Here is a 16,189-nt window from a genome sequence, read left to right on the forward strand (position 1 = left end):
AGATTGTAAAAAATTATAAGAAACGCCCTAATCTATGGGCGTTTGAATAGATTAAAGCTTAGAAACTGACTTCAATACTGACGGTTGTACCAGACTGATCAATATTGGTTGAAACGTTGAAACCTCGTGTCTTTAGCTCTTCCTCTACTTGCGTAATATGTTCAGGATGCAAAGCATCTATTGGAAATTGAAACACTGCTCGACGTTTACCTTCTTTCGAGACTTGCTCAGTTCCAGATAAGATTTTTTCCAACAATATTGCTTGGTCTATTTTGACATCTTTAGCATTTTTTCTTGCCTGTTCAGCATTAAAATTATTAGTCATGTTTATCTCTCTAGTTATTAGTAACTTTCATTTATAACATAAAAAATTAATCTAAATATTAACTTATTATTGATTTTAAAAACTTTTTAAGACTTTATATATAAAATTAGAGGCCTCCTCTCCCCGAGAAGGCCTCTATATTTCTGCACCGAAACAAACTTATAGTTATATATTGTTTATTTTGAAATTGTTTTTCTTGTTGCTAAGAATATACAGACCTGTATATATACGCAATTGAATTTTTCTCACGCATAAAGTTAATTTAATTCAGCATAATCATATAAAATTAAGATGAACTCATATTTATAGTATTTAAACTTCAAAACAACCTAAATATATAAAGTATAACTAAACAAAAATTTAAGTTTATAAAGATAGCCTTATAAAAAGGCTTATTTTTAAAGCAAGATTAAATACAAGAAGTTGAATAAATATTAATCAAATAAAATATTTTTTAAATACAAAGTGCATTTAAACTAAAAACACCTATTTAAATTTAAAATAAGAGACTTGCTTTCTCTTCTGTAAATAGCTCAATAAGAGGTTTAGTGAGTAATTCATAGCGCCAACCTAACAAATAGTCAGGTAAGTCTTGTTCATCACCTTTAGAAAGTACATGTTGATGAATTGCATTTAACCATTTCTTACGAAGTAAAACTTCTTTCGGAATGGAAGTCTGCTCTATTGAGTTTGCAATTAATGCATCCATTTTATCTAATGTTTCTTTTGATGTAATTTTAAAAGGTTTAGCAATTTTAGCTGGCCATTGCCCTTCTACTGGTAAATCCTTCAAAAGATCCAGAATAATTTTGCCATATTCACGAACAACATTGGGACGGATATCTCTTACTTGTGATAACTGGAAATTATTACGTGGATTTTTTTCAACCAAATCAATCATTGTAGAATTTCTAAGGATAAAACTACGTGGTTGATTGGTTGCTTTAACTATATGTTCACGCCATTCACTTAAATTTTGCAATTGCATTAATTGACGGCGTGAGTGTCGATAATTACCTACATCTGTATAGAGTAATGGTGTTGGTGTTTCACTAATAATTTCTTTGGTTAAACTGCGGCAGTCTTCAAGAACACACTCATAAAGACCTTTTTGCTTAAGCTGGTCCTTAATATGGTTTGCTAACTGCATAAGGTATAGGACATCATTTGCAGCATAACATAACTGTTGAGGTGACAAAGGTCTTGCTAACCAATCTGATCGAGTTTGATCTTTTTCAATGTCGATTTCTAAACAAAGCTTTAAAGCACCTTGATAACTGACTTGTAAACCATGCCCTAAAAAAGAAAGTCCAACTTGGGTATCAAAAACATTTAATAGATTTTGTTCATCGGCATAATGATAGATTAAATCAATATCCTCACCGCATGCATGAAAAATATTTTGTTGAGCAACAAAGATTTTTTTCCAAAAATCTCTTAAGTCTAACGACACGCCATCCAGCAAATATACATTTCCGTTAACATTAACTTGACATACTCCAAGTTTAGGCCAAAGGGTATCAACCTTAATAAATTCTGTATCAAGTCCGTACGTTGAACATTGATCCATTTGTTGAAGGACATCAACCAATTCGGTTTGCTGTTGGATAAACTGAAACATGCTTTCTCAAGTAACTGCAAAGAGTGCTTTAAACTCTGGTATATATAACATAGCAATAGAAAAATGCTACTGAATCCATGATGAATAATCTATTTTTGAACAATTTTCCAAAAAAGAGATAATTTTTTGATCATTATTTTAAATTTTTCAATTTAAGATCCTTATAAAAATTTATTTTTACTAACGGCTTTTTTTAATTTATATATTCACTCAGTAATTTTTTAAAAATATGTTTTTGTCTTTTAAAAAGATTTTTTAATAATAAAATTTTTATTTTAAAAAATCTTTGAAATAAGCACCGAAGTACTTATTTCATACGCATACGGTTATGCACCGCTTGACTTAATGTATGACTATCAACATATTCAAGCTCACCACCTTGAGGTACACCTTGAGCAATACGTGTCATATGAATAGGTAAATGTTTCGTCGCTTCAACCAAATAGTGCGCTGTCGCCTGACCTTCTACAGTGGCGTTAGTTGCCAAAATGACTTCTTCGATAGTGCCTTGGCTTAAGCGTTGAATTAGGTAAGGAATACCTATTTCCTCTGGCCCAATCCCATCTAATGGAGAAAGATGCCCACCCAATACATGGTATTTACCACGGAAACTACCACTTTGTTCAATTGCCATAACATCTGCCGGAGATTCAACCACACATAGCAGTTGATCATCTCTTTCTGTTGAAGCGCAAATATCACAAATTTCGTGCTCAGTTAAAGAGTGGCAAACACTACATTCATGAATATAACTTGATGCTTCATGTAGAGCATGCGCTAAAGCAAATGCACCTTCACGATTTTTCATCAAAAGATGTAAAGCCATACGTTGAGCCGACTTCGGTCCAACGCTAGGCAAAATACGTAAAGCTTGAACGAGTTGTTCAAATCTATCACTAAACACTGAATTTCCTTAGAACATGCCCGCTAAACCAGGAGGTAAACCCATACCAGAGTTAGCTTTTTGCATTTTTTCTTCAGAAACTACTTCGGCTTGACGCACAGCATCATTCACCGCAGCTGCGATTAAGTCTTCAATCATGTCTGGTTCATCTTGAAGCAATTCTGGATTAATTTCGATACGTTTTACGATATAACGACCAGTCATGGTTACTTTAACCAAACCACCACCCGCTTCAGCGTGTACTTCAGTTTGAGCAAGCTCTTCTTTGGCCTTTTTTATATTTGATTCCATATCTTTTTGCATGCGCTGCGCTTGCTGCATGAGCATATTGATATTCATAAACCTAACTCCGTATCTCTATCAAATATAATTGATAGTCACATAACACTTCAGAACTTAAACTCTTTTAATCACTCAACTCATCACAAAGATCATTGAGGTCATTACGTTTAAATCAAAATTAATCTGTAATTCTGACACAATAAATTAATGTTTTCTATTGCTATCTATGAAACTATTTTCGCTAATTCATCCGTTTAAAGTTTTCTGTGTAAAACTTTTTACGCTTAGAGCCAGTTCTAAAATTTAAGTGAAACTATTGTGAAGCTTGAAGGTTTTTATTGTCTGGTTTGTATTCATTTAAAGGCATTTTTTGAAAAGAGGCATTTGCCTTTTCTATGGAATGATCTGCATCTTCAACTGATTTGTTCGCATCATTAATTAACAATACAGTTTCGCTAATCTGAGTCGGTTCGTCCTTTTGGGCAAATACTCCGTATCCAACCAAACCAATTGCCCCTATAGCGACTAATATAATTATAGGTTTAAGCATGGTTAAAAAACTCACTTTGTTATTTTTATTAAATTTAGAACTTTTATACGTTGTGATTTTAGAGTCATTTATAACAAAATGTAGTCTTTTTATTTCATTCGTTGTATGTAAGTAACAATGCTATGAATAAAAAGCCACACTTAAATAAGTATGGCTTAGTCTTAAATATATAAATTAATTAGATTAAATCTAATCCCCGTGAGATATCACCAATAATATCGTTAATATCTTCTAAACCAACCGAAACACGGATTAGACCTTCTTGAATACCTGCTGCTTGTTTTGCTTCAGCAGAAAGTTTGCCGTGCGTTGTGGTCGCAGGATGGGTAATCGTTGATTTCACATCACCTAAATTACCGGTAATAGAAATAAATTTGGTGTTATCAATTACTTTCCAAGCGCCTTCACGCTCACCTTTAACTACAAAAGAAACAATCCCTCCAAAACCTTTTTGCTGTTTTGCAGCAAGTTCATGTCCTTCATGAGCTGAAAGGCCTGCGTAGTAAACTTTTTCTATTTTTTCATGAGTAGATAACCATTCTGCAAGAATTTGAGCACTTTCACAGTGTGCTTTCATGCGTAAGCGTAAAGTTTCTAGACCTTTTAGGAACACCCAGGCATTAAACGGACTCATAGATGGTCCAAGTGTACGAACAACACCAAAAACTTCTTCTAGCAGTTGATGATTACCGACAACAGCCCCACCTAATGCCCGCCCTTGCCCATCTAAATATTTAGTTGCAGAGTAAATCACAAGGTCTGCACCAAATTTTAATGGTTGCTGTAAAACCGGCGTACAAAAACTATTATCAACTGCAAGTAAGGCACCATGCGCATGGGCAATATCTGCAAGTGCTTGAATATCCGCAATCTCAGCTAATGGATTCGATGGCGACTCAACAAATAAAAGTTTAGTTTCTGGACGTACTGCATTTTTCCATGCATCCAAATCACATAAATCAACAAATGTAATATCTACACCAAACTTGGCAATATATTTTTCAAACAAGGCAACGACTGAACCAAATACTGCTCTTGAGCAAATAACATGATCACCCGCTTTTAAATATGCCATAGCAACTGACAAAATCGCGCCCATTCCAGAACTTGTTGCAACCGCTCGCTCAGCCCCGTCTAAAGCTGCTAGGCGTTTTTCAAACATTGATACAGTCGGATTGGTAAAACGAGAATAGATATTTCCTTGAACTTGACCAGAAAATTTTGCAGCTGCTTCAGCAGCGTTTTCATATACAAAAGATGAAGTCAAAAAAATTGGTTCGCCATGCTCACCTTCAAAACTACGAGTATGTCCGGTACGAATGGCTAAAGTATCAAGTTGGTATTCTAAATCATCAGTCTGGTTCATTAAATGTGCGCCTTTACTGGTCATGTACTAAAAACTATCATCATTTTGAGTGTCTAAGGTATTTAAGGTCAAGGTAAACCTGAAAATTATCGCTTAGACTTCAATCAATCTTTAGTATAGTTGGTAAAACAAGATGAAACGCTTAAAGTCCCTTGTCCCAGAACAAAGTCAAATCAAGCACCTCTCTACCCGACTATTTCGTCCTCAAACATTAGTATTGTCACAAAGCACTCCGTTTGAAGTAATTGGTGAATTCAATCAAACCCGTGTTCGTTACTATGCGGCTACCCAGAAGCGTTTTAAAGAACCATTAGTGTTTGTTGCTCCCCTAGCAATTAATATGGCGATCTATGATTTATATCCTTATCGTTCGCTTGTAAAATATTTTCAAAATGCAGGTTTTGACGTATATCTAGTCGATTGGGGACGTTTGGGCTTTAAAGATAGACATCTTAACTTTTTATCATTTATAGAAAATTTTATTCCTAAAGCTATAGAACTTGTTCGCACCCATTCAGGCAGTGACCAAATTTCTTTACACGGGTGGAGCATGGCAGGTATATTCGTTACTTTATATACAGCGCATAATCATCCAAATTATGTCAAAAACCTTATAGTATTAGGTAGTCCAATTGATAGTTATGCTTCTGGTTATATTGGAAAACTCTACCGAACCATAAATAACACTATTTCTCGCAATAAGAAGCTACAGGAACGTATCTACTCAGGTTTACCGAAGCGTTTGATTCATACACCAGGTATTTTAAATTCTCTAGGATTTAAAATTCTTGACCCTAAAGGTTGGCTCGATGGTCATGTTCAATTACTGAAAAACCTTGATGACCTTCAGTTTGTACAAGAACATGCCACTTTAAGTAGTTTTTTAAATAATATGATTGATTATCCAGGAGGGATTAATCAGGACATGTTATTCAATGTTTGGCTACAAAATCCGTTGAATCAAGGTTCTATTTTATTAAAAGATAAAAAAATTGAGTTAAAAAATATCGACTGTTCTCTCTTGGTTGGTGCGGGTCGTAGCGATCAATTGGTTACGGCGGATGCAGCTCAACCATTAAGCCATTTAACCAGTAGCCAAGATGTTACATTTACTCTTATTCCAGGTGGTCATTTGGGACTAATTTCAAGCCAAGCAAGTTCTCAAGAGTTTTGGCCAAAGTTAGAAGCATGGCTAAGTGAACGTTCAACGAAAATTTGAGCTTTAAAAAGGAAAAAGCCCTTACGTAAAGGGCTTTTTTATACTTAGTTTTAAAATATAAATAAGATTTTGATTAGTTTTGAAGATTTGTAATGTTGTGAAGATTTGTAATGTTTTGAACATTGACCCTAAAAGCAGACTAGAAAGATATTTTTTTAAATACGAAGTACCCTACTTTGCTTTCAAAACTCCCGTCTTTTTGAATATTAAAATATTTTTTGACCACATCTGATGCATTCTCTTGTAGATACTTAAGTGTTTTTATTTGGTCTTCGGGAGTTTTCATACGCTGCACCCAGCTATCAAAATCTAGCATGAGTGACTGTTTATCTAAGGTAGTTAACTCAAAACCAGCATCTTCTATAAAGTAAACCCATTCTTTAATACTATAGTTTCTTACATGACTTGGGTCTCGAATAACCTCTATAGTCTGTAAAAACGTATCTAAAATGGGAAAACTTGAGCTGATAATATCAACAAAAATAACGGTACCATTAGGTTTTAAAACACGATTTATTTCTTTCATCGCCGTTGGTACATGTTGCCAGTGATGGGCAGAATAACGACTAATCACTACATCAAACTGTTCATCAGTAAACGGCATATCTTCGGCTATGCCTTGTTGTACAAAAATATTTTTTATTTTTCGATCATTGGCAGCTTTTGAGACAGTATCAAGCATTTCATGAGATAAGTCGTAAGCAAAAACTAAATCGGCATGATTAGCAACGTTATAAGCCACATGGCCACCACCACAACCTAAATCTAAAACGACAGCATTTGAATATTTCTCAATCTCTTTAATAAACTTATCAAACTCAATCCCTTCAGAGTGAGCTGTGCTGTTCAAATAACTTAAAGATTTATTTTGATACTGTTTTAAATTTATCTCATGTTGATTCAACATGGCTCATTCCTCTTCTTTGATGAATTAACCATAAAAGAAAAAGTGGATAAAAAATAATGATTAGTTTTTAAATAATTAATAAAATAAAGTTATAAATTTATCTTTTAAAGAATATGAGGATAGAGTAATTAAAGTGAGATTAGTTAATAGTTATCTTGTTTATAATTTTACATCCCAAATATAGAAAACCACCAATTAGTGGTTTTCTATAAATAAAAAGTCAAATTTGTGTTTTTAAAATTTACTTTGCCACAAACTTGATGTTGAACTTTCTTACCTGTTTTCTTACCTCAGGATTAGAAGGCAAAACAAATGGACTTGCACGCCATATTGCCTTTTCAATACTTGATTTGAACTTTGGATCTTCTTTATCTAGAAAAATAATTTGCTCAATCTCACCACTATCACTTAAAAATACTTTAACGCTAGCGCTCATACCTACAGAAGATGGTGGGACATCCCAAATTTTAAATATCTTTTTTTGATATTGTTGCTTATATTTTTCAGCCTCTACAATAGTTTTATCATCACCGTTTTTCACTGGCGATAATGATTTAGAGTTAATAGCACACCCAGTTAATAACAATATTGAAGTTAAAATAATGATATTTTTCATTTATAAAACCAATTTTTTCAATGATTAAAATTTAACATTTTATCTTTTTAAAAACTACCAAGCTGATAGTTTATATTGAATAGTCATTATTAAATACAATCTTAGTAAACTTTATATTTCAGCTAATTTACTCGATTGTTTAGCCTAACTATTCAATTTTATTTTTAAGTAGTGACTTAAAATGATATTTTGTAACGTGAATTGATATTTGAATGCTCAGGCATATCAGCAATATCCTGCTCAGTAAAAATTCCATGCTCAAGTACTTTTGTCCCATTAAATGCAGTATTAACCGGCGTAATGGGAGACTTGGTAATATAATTTTCATCAGCTTTTTGCGTCAATGATGTGCAACCTTCTAGCCCAAATCCAGCAATAAGGACAAATAAAAATTTCTTCATCTGGCTCACCTGTTATAATAAAAATCAAACAATCTAACAAATTATCTATCAATTGTCACATTTTCAAAACGATTAAGTCTCAATCAAAGCTTTAACAAAACTTAATGAAATGTAAACTAATTTGCATAAAATGTTAAATTGTGTAAAATACCTAAATAATTTAACGATATGTTTCAACTCATGATCTTTCTACTTTTTTTATTTTTATTATTTACGTTTGTGCTTCTTTTAAATGCTCATTACAAACAATAGGAGCATTGATTAATCATTCATCAAAGATATCTAAATATTTTTTAAAATAATAAGCTTTTACAGCACCCATAGATCAAGTTTAGTCATCTAAAATTTTATAAAAATAAAAAAGCCCGCTTTGTAAGCAGGCTTTACCCTTTTGATTTTTTGCGCTGATCATTCAGGACTTTTTTGCTGTTTGTGACAGCGCTCGGATATTACACTTATACTTAAAGATTAAAAAGACTAATCTTTTTTAAACTGATGCACTTATTCATCAAGTTCTATCGGATCACCATCTTCTGGACGAATATGTCGTGTGCCGTCATCAGCAGGATCAACACTAGATCCATCCTTAGTGATCGAGTTATACATTTCATCCTCTTTTTTATCATCTGTGAATTCTTCATCTTCAAAATCAAGAGGCTCGTCATCATCTTCAAAATTTAAAGGCTTTTCTTCATCTATCATGTGATTCATCCTTTTTTAAGTTATGTCACTTCATGCTTAATTAAATGACAGATATATTCAACAGTGAACACACATCATTTATGTAAAGAATACTTAAGAAGTATTAAAGATATAAAAACTAAAGGCTGTTATTCAAAGTATTTTAAGAACTCTTCAAGCACAGGTAAATGGACAAAACTTTTATGAGCATCTTCTAGCACGACCCATTCATGTTTTGACTCTATACAAAAATTAAGCTTTAAGTCTGGATTAAATGAGTGTTCCAAAAGCCCTAATGGTATCCATATATAATTTGTACCATTAATTTTATTGGGTACGGGTGAACCACATTTATTACAAAACGATGAGGTAAAACCAGTCTCTTTTTTATAGGTAGAAATATGTTCACTTCCAAATAGCCAGTTAAATTGGCTTTCTTTGACCAAAGTAGCCGCATTTGCTCCTGTACCCGTTTGTTTTCGGCATAAACTGCAATGACAGTAATAAACCGTTTTTATTTCACGAGTTATAGAGAATTTTACTTGATTACATAAACAAGAACCAATGTTACTCATATAATGTATTTAATTCATCACTATGAAATTTTCATAATGACTTTAAATATTGATTATGTATATATTTTTATTGTTTAATTTAAAACAAAACCTAACCAATTGATTTAAAATAAATTTAAAAAAAGATATTGATATCTAAAGCTTTTTTGTATTATAAGATCAAATGTGATTTTTAATAACACTTGAGTAATTAATAGTCATTGAAATATTGGGAATAAACCTTATATTGAGTACAGGTTCATACCTTTAACTGAGGAAAAGCTCATGAATAAATTATTGGTTGCAGTATTCACTGGAATGGTAACACTTGCCGGTTTCAGTGCCCAAGCTGCAACACCTGAGCAAGAATGTCAAAAATTGCAAGACGATTACAATTTAATTTATGCATCAAAAGGTTTTTGTTTTAAAGACCAAGATGCTAAAGAAAAATATGGTAATGAAAATTGTCATACGACTAAGCCAAAATTCTCTGATAAAGAGCAGCAACGTCTAGATGCAATTAAAGAACGTCAAAAAGAATTGAAGTGTAAATAGTATTTAAAGGAATAATACATGGCATATGATGATCAAAATATCTTCGCAAAAATTTTACGTGGAGAACTTCCAGCGATAAAACTCTATGAAGATGATCAAGTTCTAGCTTTTATGGATATTATGCCCCAAGCCGATGGTCATGCATTAGTTATTCCAAAAACTCCTGCAGTAACTTTACTTGATTTACCGCCTGAAGCGGCAGCCTATACCATTCAGATCGTGCAAAAAATTGCGAAAGCAATGGAAACAGCATTAAATCTTGATGGAATTGTTCTTATGCAATTATCTGGCGCCGCTGCTGGACAAACCGTCCCTCATGTTCATTTTCACCTAATTCCAACAAATGTTCACCAACTTGGTAAACATGCTGCGCAATTGGGAGATCAAGATAAAATCAAGGCCTTAGCTGAAAAAATTAAAGCAGCTCTTTGATTTGAAGAGATAAAAGCGGAGCTTAGGCTCCGCTTTTTTATTTAAAAAGTGTAATAAAATCAAAAGAAAATAAAGTATTTCTAATTTTTATTTGTCATAAAACTGTCATTTCTTCTTCACTCCACTGTCACAAAGTTTACAGATACTTCTTAGCAAGTTGGTGAGCTTCTGTAACTTTTTGTACATAAGCCAACTAAAAAATAAAAGTTAGCTAGGCATACGCCATTTAAAAATACCTTTTGGAGAAATCTCAATGAAGAAATTGCTTCTCGCTGCCGCAGTTGCAACTCTAAGCGTAAACGCGGTGCAAGCAGCGCCAACTTTGTACGGTAAACTCAATGTTACCATTGACCAAGTTGACAACAAAAATTTCGATGGTAAAAGTGACGTTACCGAAGTTAACTCTAACGCGTCTCGTATTGGGGTAAAAGGCGAAGAGAAATTGACTGATAATTTATCAGCAGTTTATTTAGCTGAATGGCAAATTAATGCTGATGGTGATGGTACAGATCTTGGTCAACGTAACCGTTATATCGGTATCAAATCAAATAATGTTGGTACATTAAAAGTTGGTAAATTTGACTCTTACTTTAAAAATGCTGCTGGCAACTACCAAGACATCTATAACGACCACACTATTTTAGATATTACCAACACAATGTATGGTGAAGAACGTCTAAATAACGTTATTGGTTTTGAATCTGATCCTAAACTTCTTGCTGGTGTAACATTCAATGTAATGTTCCAACAAGGTGAAACTCCTGCTGATCCAACACCAGGTACATCTGGTAACGATGACAAACGTAACGGTTTTGGTGACTCAGTTTCAGGTTCTATCGGCTACGAAAACAAAGATATTGGTTTAGCATTAGCTGCTGCTGCTAACTACAGCGTACAAGGTAAATATAATGCCTATGGCCTTAGCAATATTTTCTCTGATGCTTACCGTGTAACTGGTTCTTACGATTTTAGTAAACTTGGCGCAACTGGACTTGTATTAGGTGGTTTATGGCAACATGCTGAACCAACTGATGAGCTAACTAAATATAAAGGCTTACAAGAAGATGCATGGGTTGGTGCTGTAACTTACAGAATTGGTGAAACACCTTTTGTAGTAAAAGGCCAATACCAATCATCTAAAGCTTCTGTAGATGGTCAACAAGATCGTAAAATTGATCAATACGGTGTGGGCTTAGACTACAAAATTAATAAACAAGCACGTTTCTACGGTATTGTTGCTCAACAAAAACGTGACTGGCTTGCACAAGATGACAAACGTACTGTTGTAGGTGCTGGGATGGAATATAACTTCTAAGTTATTAACCATCTTGCATAAAATAAAAGGGCTTATGCCCTTTTATTTTTATTGTACCAACAAAAAAGCCGATAATTTTTATATCGGCTTTTTTTAATGTCAATCTTATTTTAAGAAACTGCTCACAAGATTCATCACGTTTTGAATGTCTTGATTCGCTTCTTGATGATCTGTACTTTCACCCTGTGGTGTTAAAGAATCAATAACCTGAGGTAACACAGACGCGATCGCCCCGTAAACTTGCTCTTTTGGCGCTTGAGTCTGTTGGGCAACTTGTTCAACATCTGCAGGGTTAAATAAGCTTTGCAGTTGCTGAGTTGGAACTTCACTATTACTTTGATTTGGATCAACCCAACTTTGAACTTGACTACCTAAACCGGCACCTTTTAACTTTTCTAAAGCAGCCTGTAAACCACCTTGTTGTTGAACCCAGCCTAAGATTAAAGGTACTACAGCAATTAATAAACTTTGTACACCGCCACCAGCTTGAGGTGTATTGTTATTTCCAGTCACTTGGCCTAATACCGAACCTAATACTCCACCTAGACCACCTTGAGTACCAGAAGAAGTATTACCACCCATTTGTCCCAATACAGAACCTAAAATTCCACCTAAACCACCTTGACTTGATGCTTGCTGGTTCCCACCTAAAGCTTGCTGAGCCAAAACTTCTACAATATTGCTTAAATTTGTCATGAGTAACTCTTATGTATGGTTTATACACGAGCATACGCGTTTTTTTGTTAAGACAGCAAAAGCGAAATTGTTAAATTTTGAAAGAGATTAAATAGTCTTTTACCAGCGGAATTTATTCCAGTTTTCCGGGTTTGCCCAAAATTTTGAATTAAACCAGTCTGGAACATGTTTGTAGGTCAAGATATTAAATTGCCATAAAGCGAAATCACTATCATGTGAAGTTTTATCGATGAGTTGCGTGAACCCCAAAGAACGTAATAGCTGTTCATCACTGCGTTTGCTTACCACAACAATTCGTTTTGCTAATAAATCTCTTAACTTCACTAATAATTGTGATTTATGTACATCGCTAACGCTTTGCATTTCATCTGTATCAAACAATACAAAACCTAAATCATAACGCTGAGTAAAAGGCAGACTTAAAAGCTCAGTTACGGTAAAATAGTGCCATTGAATTGCGTTATTCTGGTCAATTTTCTGGCCAATACAAAGTGCAGTATGAATGGGCTGTTCGTTTGATAAATCGTCTAGCATAGAAGTGATGACATTTTGTTCAGCCATAACTGCAACCCTTAATTGAAAGATGTGAGTTTAAACTTTATGGAACTACAAGGCATTTGCCATAAAATGCATGCAGGCCTAAAAGATGCTAGTGTAACTGATCAACAGACAACCAAGGCAAATGTTGAATACAAATTTGTATTAGACCGTTCAGAAATTGATCTTCCTTTTAATTTAGGACAAGAACTAGAAATCGAATGGACAGGTAATATTTATTGCACATCTTGTGGCGCCAAAACACCGAAGTCCTATTCTCAAGGTCACTGTTTTAAATGTTTTAAAACGAAAGCTGAGTGTGATCTTTGCATTATGAAACCTGAAACATGTCACTATCATTTAGGTACATGTCGTGAAGATGACTTTGCCCACAGTGTATGTTTCCAACCACATATTGTGTATTTGGCAAATTCAAGTGCTTTAAAAGTAGGAATTACCCGAGTTAGCCATATGCCAGGTCGCTGGCTAGATCAGGGAGCAACTCAGGCTTTACCTATTTTAAAAGTTGGATCACGTCGTTTATCTGGTCAACTTGAAACCATGTTTGGTTCCCTAATTGCTGATAAAACTGACTGGCGTAAACTTCTTAAGGGTGAAGCTGAACCTTTAAATATGGTTGAGCAACGTGATCAATTAATTGAAGAGTTTGCACCTAAAATTCAAACTATACGTGAAGAGTTTAGCCAAAATCTTGAATTTAACGAGACAGTTGAATTACTAGAAAATGAGTTACCGCGTGAGTTTGTTTACCCAGTTGAACAATATCCTGAAAAAATTAAGTCTCTAAACCTAGATAAAACACCAAAAATTCGTGGTGTATTACAAGGTATTAAAGGCCAATATTTAATTTTTGATATTGGTGTTATCAACATTCGTAAATATACGGGTTACGAACTGATCGTACGTGCATAAGTAGATTTAAAAAGCCCCTAAAAATGGGGCTTTTTCATTAATACGATTAAGATAATCTATTTCTAAATAGCCAAGCTGCTAAAGGTAAAGTGATCAGTCCAAGTATGATCATTGGAATAAAATTAAATTGAACTTGTGTAAAGTTTGCACCTTCCAAATACACCCGTTGTACCAAATTAATTCCAAACCTTAAAGGATTTACGTAAGTTGCTATTTCAAGTGCTTTTGGCATATTTTCTACAGGTGTCAGTAAACCTGAAAGCAACATCAAAGGCATAATTAGTAGAAACGTAAATAGCATGGCTTGTTGCATATTTAATGATAATGCAGAAATTGATAAGCCCACTCCAACTATAGCCACGTTAAAACTCAATAAACCAAAATAAAGCAGCCCAATAGAGCCATTCAGGGGAATTTTAAACCAGAACAAAATAATCAATAAAATAATAGTTGACTGCATCAGTCCTACAAAAATTGGCGGCAAAGCTTTACCAATCATAATTTGTAATGGCGTATACGGTGTCACTAATAACTGATCAAATGTTCCCTGCTCACGTTCACGTGCGACTGACAAGGCAGATAAAAGTAGTGTCTGCATCATACTTAATGCCGCAATTAATGAAGGCATTAAGCTCCATCGAGACTCTTGATTTGGGTTATACCATGTTCTTGTTTCAAGGCTAATAGGTAAAGCTGAGTTAAATTTTTGCTGATTAAACTGTCCAACTATTTTGTTTAGATATGAACCTGCTACGACTGCGGTTGATGAATTCCTGCCGTCAACAATCACCTGTATAGGAGAGTTTTGGTTATTATTTAATTTACTCTCGAAGTCTGACGGAATCGTGATTACAAGCAATACCTGACGGCTATCAATCACCTGTTTGATTTGTTCGGTATATTGAAGTGTTGCAACACGCTTAAAAATACCAGAGCCATCTAATTTTGAGATGAGTTCATGTGAGACTTGGCCATTGCTCTGATCTAGAATTGCATAATCCACACGGTTAACATCATAAGTTGCAGCGTAACCAAACAAAAGTGCTTGCATCAGTGCTGGTACAAATAGAATGACTCTATTTGCAGGGTCACTAAAAATAGTTAAGAATTCTTTTTTGACTAAAAAACTTAAGTGCTTCAGCCACGTGATTAATTTTTGCCACATAACTTTATCTCAACCGTTTTTTTAGTGAAAAGTTCACGGCACATATCAAAACAATAATATATCCCAGTAAAAAACCGCATTCTTTAAGCCATAACTTCCAGTCATCACCTCCCATAAATAAGGTTTTAATTAAAATCATAAAATGTGTAGCTGGCAGTAACTGGCTAATAATTTGCACCACTAAAGGTAAGTTACGTGTATCGAAAACAAATCCTGAAAGCATAAGTGCGGGCATAAAACTTGCCAATAAAGCAATTTGACTTGCCTGAAACTGACTTTGAGCAAAACCCGATATGGTTAAACCAAGTAATAAAGAAACAACTAAATAGAGAAATGAAGCCGATAAAACTGAGAATAATGAACCGCGCATGGGTACTTCAAAAATAAAATAGGCAGCAATAATACAGATTACAATATCAATCATGCCGACAACAACATAAGGAATGAGCTTTGCTAATACAATTTCAAATGGTCTTACAGGTGTGACAAATAAGGCCTCTAGTGTTCCCCGCTCCCTTTCACGAGCAATAAGTAAACCAGTTAAAAATGCACCGATTAAAGTTAAAATTAATACCATTAAGCCAGGAACTAAAAACCAAGTACTATTAGCAGATTCGTTAAACCATATTCGTTGTTCAACATTAATGGCACTTGACGTTGCTAATATTTGACCACGATCAACTTGTATAGACGCCGCTGTAGCCAAAGCCCCTGTAATATAGCCCTCCAAAGCTGTTGCTATGATGGTGGATGTACCATTTAATAGTAGTTGAGCCTTTGCATTACCTTGTTGTGTCTGACTCGTAAAATCTGAAGGAAAGTGCAAAATGGCATCAATTTCTCCATCTCGAATGGCCTGTTCTGCTTTAGGTAAACTAGGAAACTCTTGACTTGCTAAATATCGCGAACCCTTTAAACCCGCTAAAATCTGATTGATCTGTGGTGAGGACTGATCAACTACGACACCAACTCGTGCCTGATTTAAGTCAAAGGAAAGTCCATAACCAAACAATAAAATTAAAATAACAGGCAAAACCAGACCAATCCCGAGGCTGCTTTTGTCACGAATGAGCTGCTTAGTTTCTTTCCTTACTAACGCTGTCAATCGATTCCAAAATCCAAAGCTCATT

The 16,189-nt window shown here is 34.4% G+C and carries 20 protein-coding genes; 5 read left to right on the forward strand and 15 right to left on the reverse strand.

The window, feature by feature from the left end; translation table 11 throughout:
- Positions 1-58: 58 nt before the first annotated feature.
- The 6 genes from J678_RS09995 to J678_RS10020 all read right to left on the reverse strand — a co-directional run bounded on the left by J678_RS09995 (position 59) and on the right by J678_RS10020 (position 5,048).
- Positions 59-325, reverse strand: a complete 267-nt coding sequence (locus J678_RS09995) for a hypothetical protein (protein WP_017392807.1) — start codon at positions 323-325, stop codon at positions 59-61.
- A gap of 496 nt (positions 326-821) precedes the next feature.
- Entirely contained in the window at positions 822-1,946 is a 1,125-nt protein-coding gene (locus J678_RS10000) for a ribonuclease D (RefSeq protein ID WP_031955986.1), read from the reverse strand.
- A gap of 307 nt (positions 1,947-2,253) precedes the next feature.
- A complete protein-coding gene (gene recR / locus J678_RS10005) occupies positions 2,254-2,850 on the reverse strand; it encodes a recombination mediator RecR (protein ID WP_000490551.1) in 597 nt (198 codons plus the stop codon).
- 9 nt (positions 2,851-2,859) lie between these two features.
- Entirely contained in the window at positions 2,860-3,189 is a 330-nt protein-coding gene (locus J678_RS10010; RefSeq protein WP_001024697.1) for a YbaB/EbfC family nucleoid-associated protein, read from the reverse strand.
- Positions 3,190-3,445: 256 nt separating this feature from the next.
- Positions 3,446-3,682, reverse strand: coding sequence for a hypothetical protein (locus J678_RS10015; RefSeq protein ID WP_017392809.1), 237 nt, complete (start codon positions 3,680-3,682; stop codon positions 3,446-3,448).
- 178 nt (positions 3,683-3,860) lie between these two features.
- Positions 3,861-5,048 carry an O-succinylhomoserine sulfhydrylase gene (locus J678_RS10020; RefSeq protein WP_025466093.1) on the reverse strand — a complete coding sequence of 396 codons (1,188 nt, stop codon included), beginning with the start codon at positions 5,046-5,048 and terminating at the stop codon, positions 3,861-3,863.
- 133 nt (positions 5,049-5,181) lie between these two features.
- Here J678_RS10020 and J678_RS10025 point away from each other — a divergent pair, with 133 nt between their 5' ends.
- Positions 5,182-6,267 carry an alpha/beta fold hydrolase gene (locus J678_RS10025; protein WP_017392811.1) on the forward strand — a complete coding sequence of 362 codons (1,086 nt, stop codon included), beginning with the start codon at positions 5,182-5,184 and terminating at the stop codon, positions 6,265-6,267.
- A 139-nt stretch (positions 6,268-6,406) separates the two neighbouring features.
- Here J678_RS10025 and J678_RS10030 read toward each other — a convergent pair whose 3' ends face one another.
- From J678_RS10030 to J678_RS10050, 5 genes are all read right to left on the reverse strand, one after another.
- A complete protein-coding gene (locus tag J678_RS10030; protein ID WP_006581560.1) occupies positions 6,407-7,174 on the reverse strand; it encodes a class I SAM-dependent methyltransferase in 768 nt (255 codons plus the stop codon).
- A 241-nt stretch (positions 7,175-7,415) separates the two neighbouring features.
- Entirely contained in the window at positions 7,416-7,790 is a 375-nt protein-coding gene (locus J678_RS10035; RefSeq protein WP_016805590.1) for a TonB C-terminal domain-containing protein, read from the reverse strand.
- A 176-nt stretch (positions 7,791-7,966) separates the two neighbouring features.
- On the reverse strand, positions 7,967-8,191 hold the full coding sequence (locus J678_RS10040) for a hypothetical protein (protein ID WP_017392812.1): 225 nt from the start codon (positions 8,189-8,191) through the stop codon (positions 7,967-7,969).
- Positions 8,192-8,692: 501 nt separating this feature from the next.
- Positions 8,693-8,893, reverse strand: coding sequence for a hypothetical protein (locus tag J678_RS10045; RefSeq protein WP_002049802.1), 201 nt, complete (start codon positions 8,891-8,893; stop codon positions 8,693-8,695).
- Between the two features lie 128 nt (positions 8,894-9,021).
- Positions 9,022-9,447, reverse strand: a complete 426-nt coding sequence (locus tag J678_RS10050) for a GFA family protein (protein ID WP_017392813.1) — start codon at positions 9,445-9,447, stop codon at positions 9,022-9,024.
- 264 nt (positions 9,448-9,711) lie between these two features.
- On the opposite strand from J678_RS10050, the gene J678_RS10055 reads away from it, so the two are divergent.
- The 3 genes from J678_RS10055 to J678_RS10065 all read left to right on the forward strand — a co-directional run bounded on the left by J678_RS10055 (position 9,712) and on the right by J678_RS10065 (position 11,728).
- Positions 9,712-9,981, forward strand: coding sequence for a YARHG domain-containing protein (locus J678_RS10055; protein WP_002049864.1), 270 nt, complete (start codon positions 9,712-9,714; stop codon positions 9,979-9,981).
- An 18-nt stretch (positions 9,982-9,999) separates the two neighbouring features.
- Positions 10,000-10,413 (forward strand): HIT family protein, encoded by a 414-nt coding sequence (locus tag J678_RS10060; protein ID WP_000312749.1) that lies wholly within the window; start codon positions 10,000-10,002, stop codon positions 10,411-10,413.
- Positions 10,414-10,666: 253 nt separating this feature from the next.
- Positions 10,667-11,728 carry a porin gene (locus tag J678_RS10065; protein ID WP_002050241.1) on the forward strand — a complete coding sequence of 354 codons (1,062 nt, stop codon included), beginning with the start codon at positions 10,667-10,669 and terminating at the stop codon, positions 11,726-11,728.
- A gap of 105 nt (positions 11,729-11,833) precedes the next feature.
- Here J678_RS10065 and J678_RS10070 read toward each other — a convergent pair whose 3' ends face one another.
- Together J678_RS10070 and J678_RS10075 are read right to left on the reverse strand one after the other, a co-directional pair.
- Positions 11,834-12,424 (reverse strand): YidB family protein, encoded by a 591-nt coding sequence (locus J678_RS10070; protein ID WP_004708930.1) that lies wholly within the window; start codon positions 12,422-12,424, stop codon positions 11,834-11,836.
- Between the two features lie 99 nt (positions 12,425-12,523).
- Positions 12,524-12,985, reverse strand: a complete 462-nt coding sequence (locus J678_RS10075; RefSeq protein ID WP_002049924.1) for a DUF6231 family protein — start codon at positions 12,983-12,985, stop codon at positions 12,524-12,526.
- Positions 12,986-13,024: 39 nt separating this feature from the next.
- Here J678_RS10075 and J678_RS10080 point away from each other — a divergent pair, with 39 nt between their 5' ends.
- Positions 13,025-13,894 carry a DUF2797 domain-containing protein gene (locus J678_RS10080; protein WP_002049907.1) on the forward strand — a complete coding sequence of 290 codons (870 nt, stop codon included), beginning with the start codon at positions 13,025-13,027 and terminating at the stop codon, positions 13,892-13,894.
- A 46-nt stretch (positions 13,895-13,940) separates the two neighbouring features.
- Here J678_RS10080 and J678_RS10085 read toward each other — a convergent pair whose 3' ends face one another.
- On the reverse strand, positions 13,941-15,059 hold the full coding sequence (locus tag J678_RS10085; RefSeq protein WP_017392814.1) for an ABC transporter permease: 1,119 nt from the start codon (positions 15,057-15,059) through the stop codon (positions 13,941-13,943).
- A 4-nt stretch (positions 15,060-15,063) separates the two neighbouring features.
- Positions 15,064-16,188 (reverse strand): ABC transporter permease, encoded by a 1,125-nt coding sequence (locus J678_RS10090; RefSeq protein WP_016804997.1) that lies wholly within the window; start codon positions 16,186-16,188, stop codon positions 15,064-15,066.
- Position 16,189 lies beyond the last annotated feature (1 nt).

It is taken from the genome of Acinetobacter sp. 1424608, from assembly GCF_000588255.1.
GTDB classification, from domain to species: Bacteria; Pseudomonadota; Gammaproteobacteria; order Pseudomonadales; family Moraxellaceae; genus Acinetobacter; species Acinetobacter nosocomialis.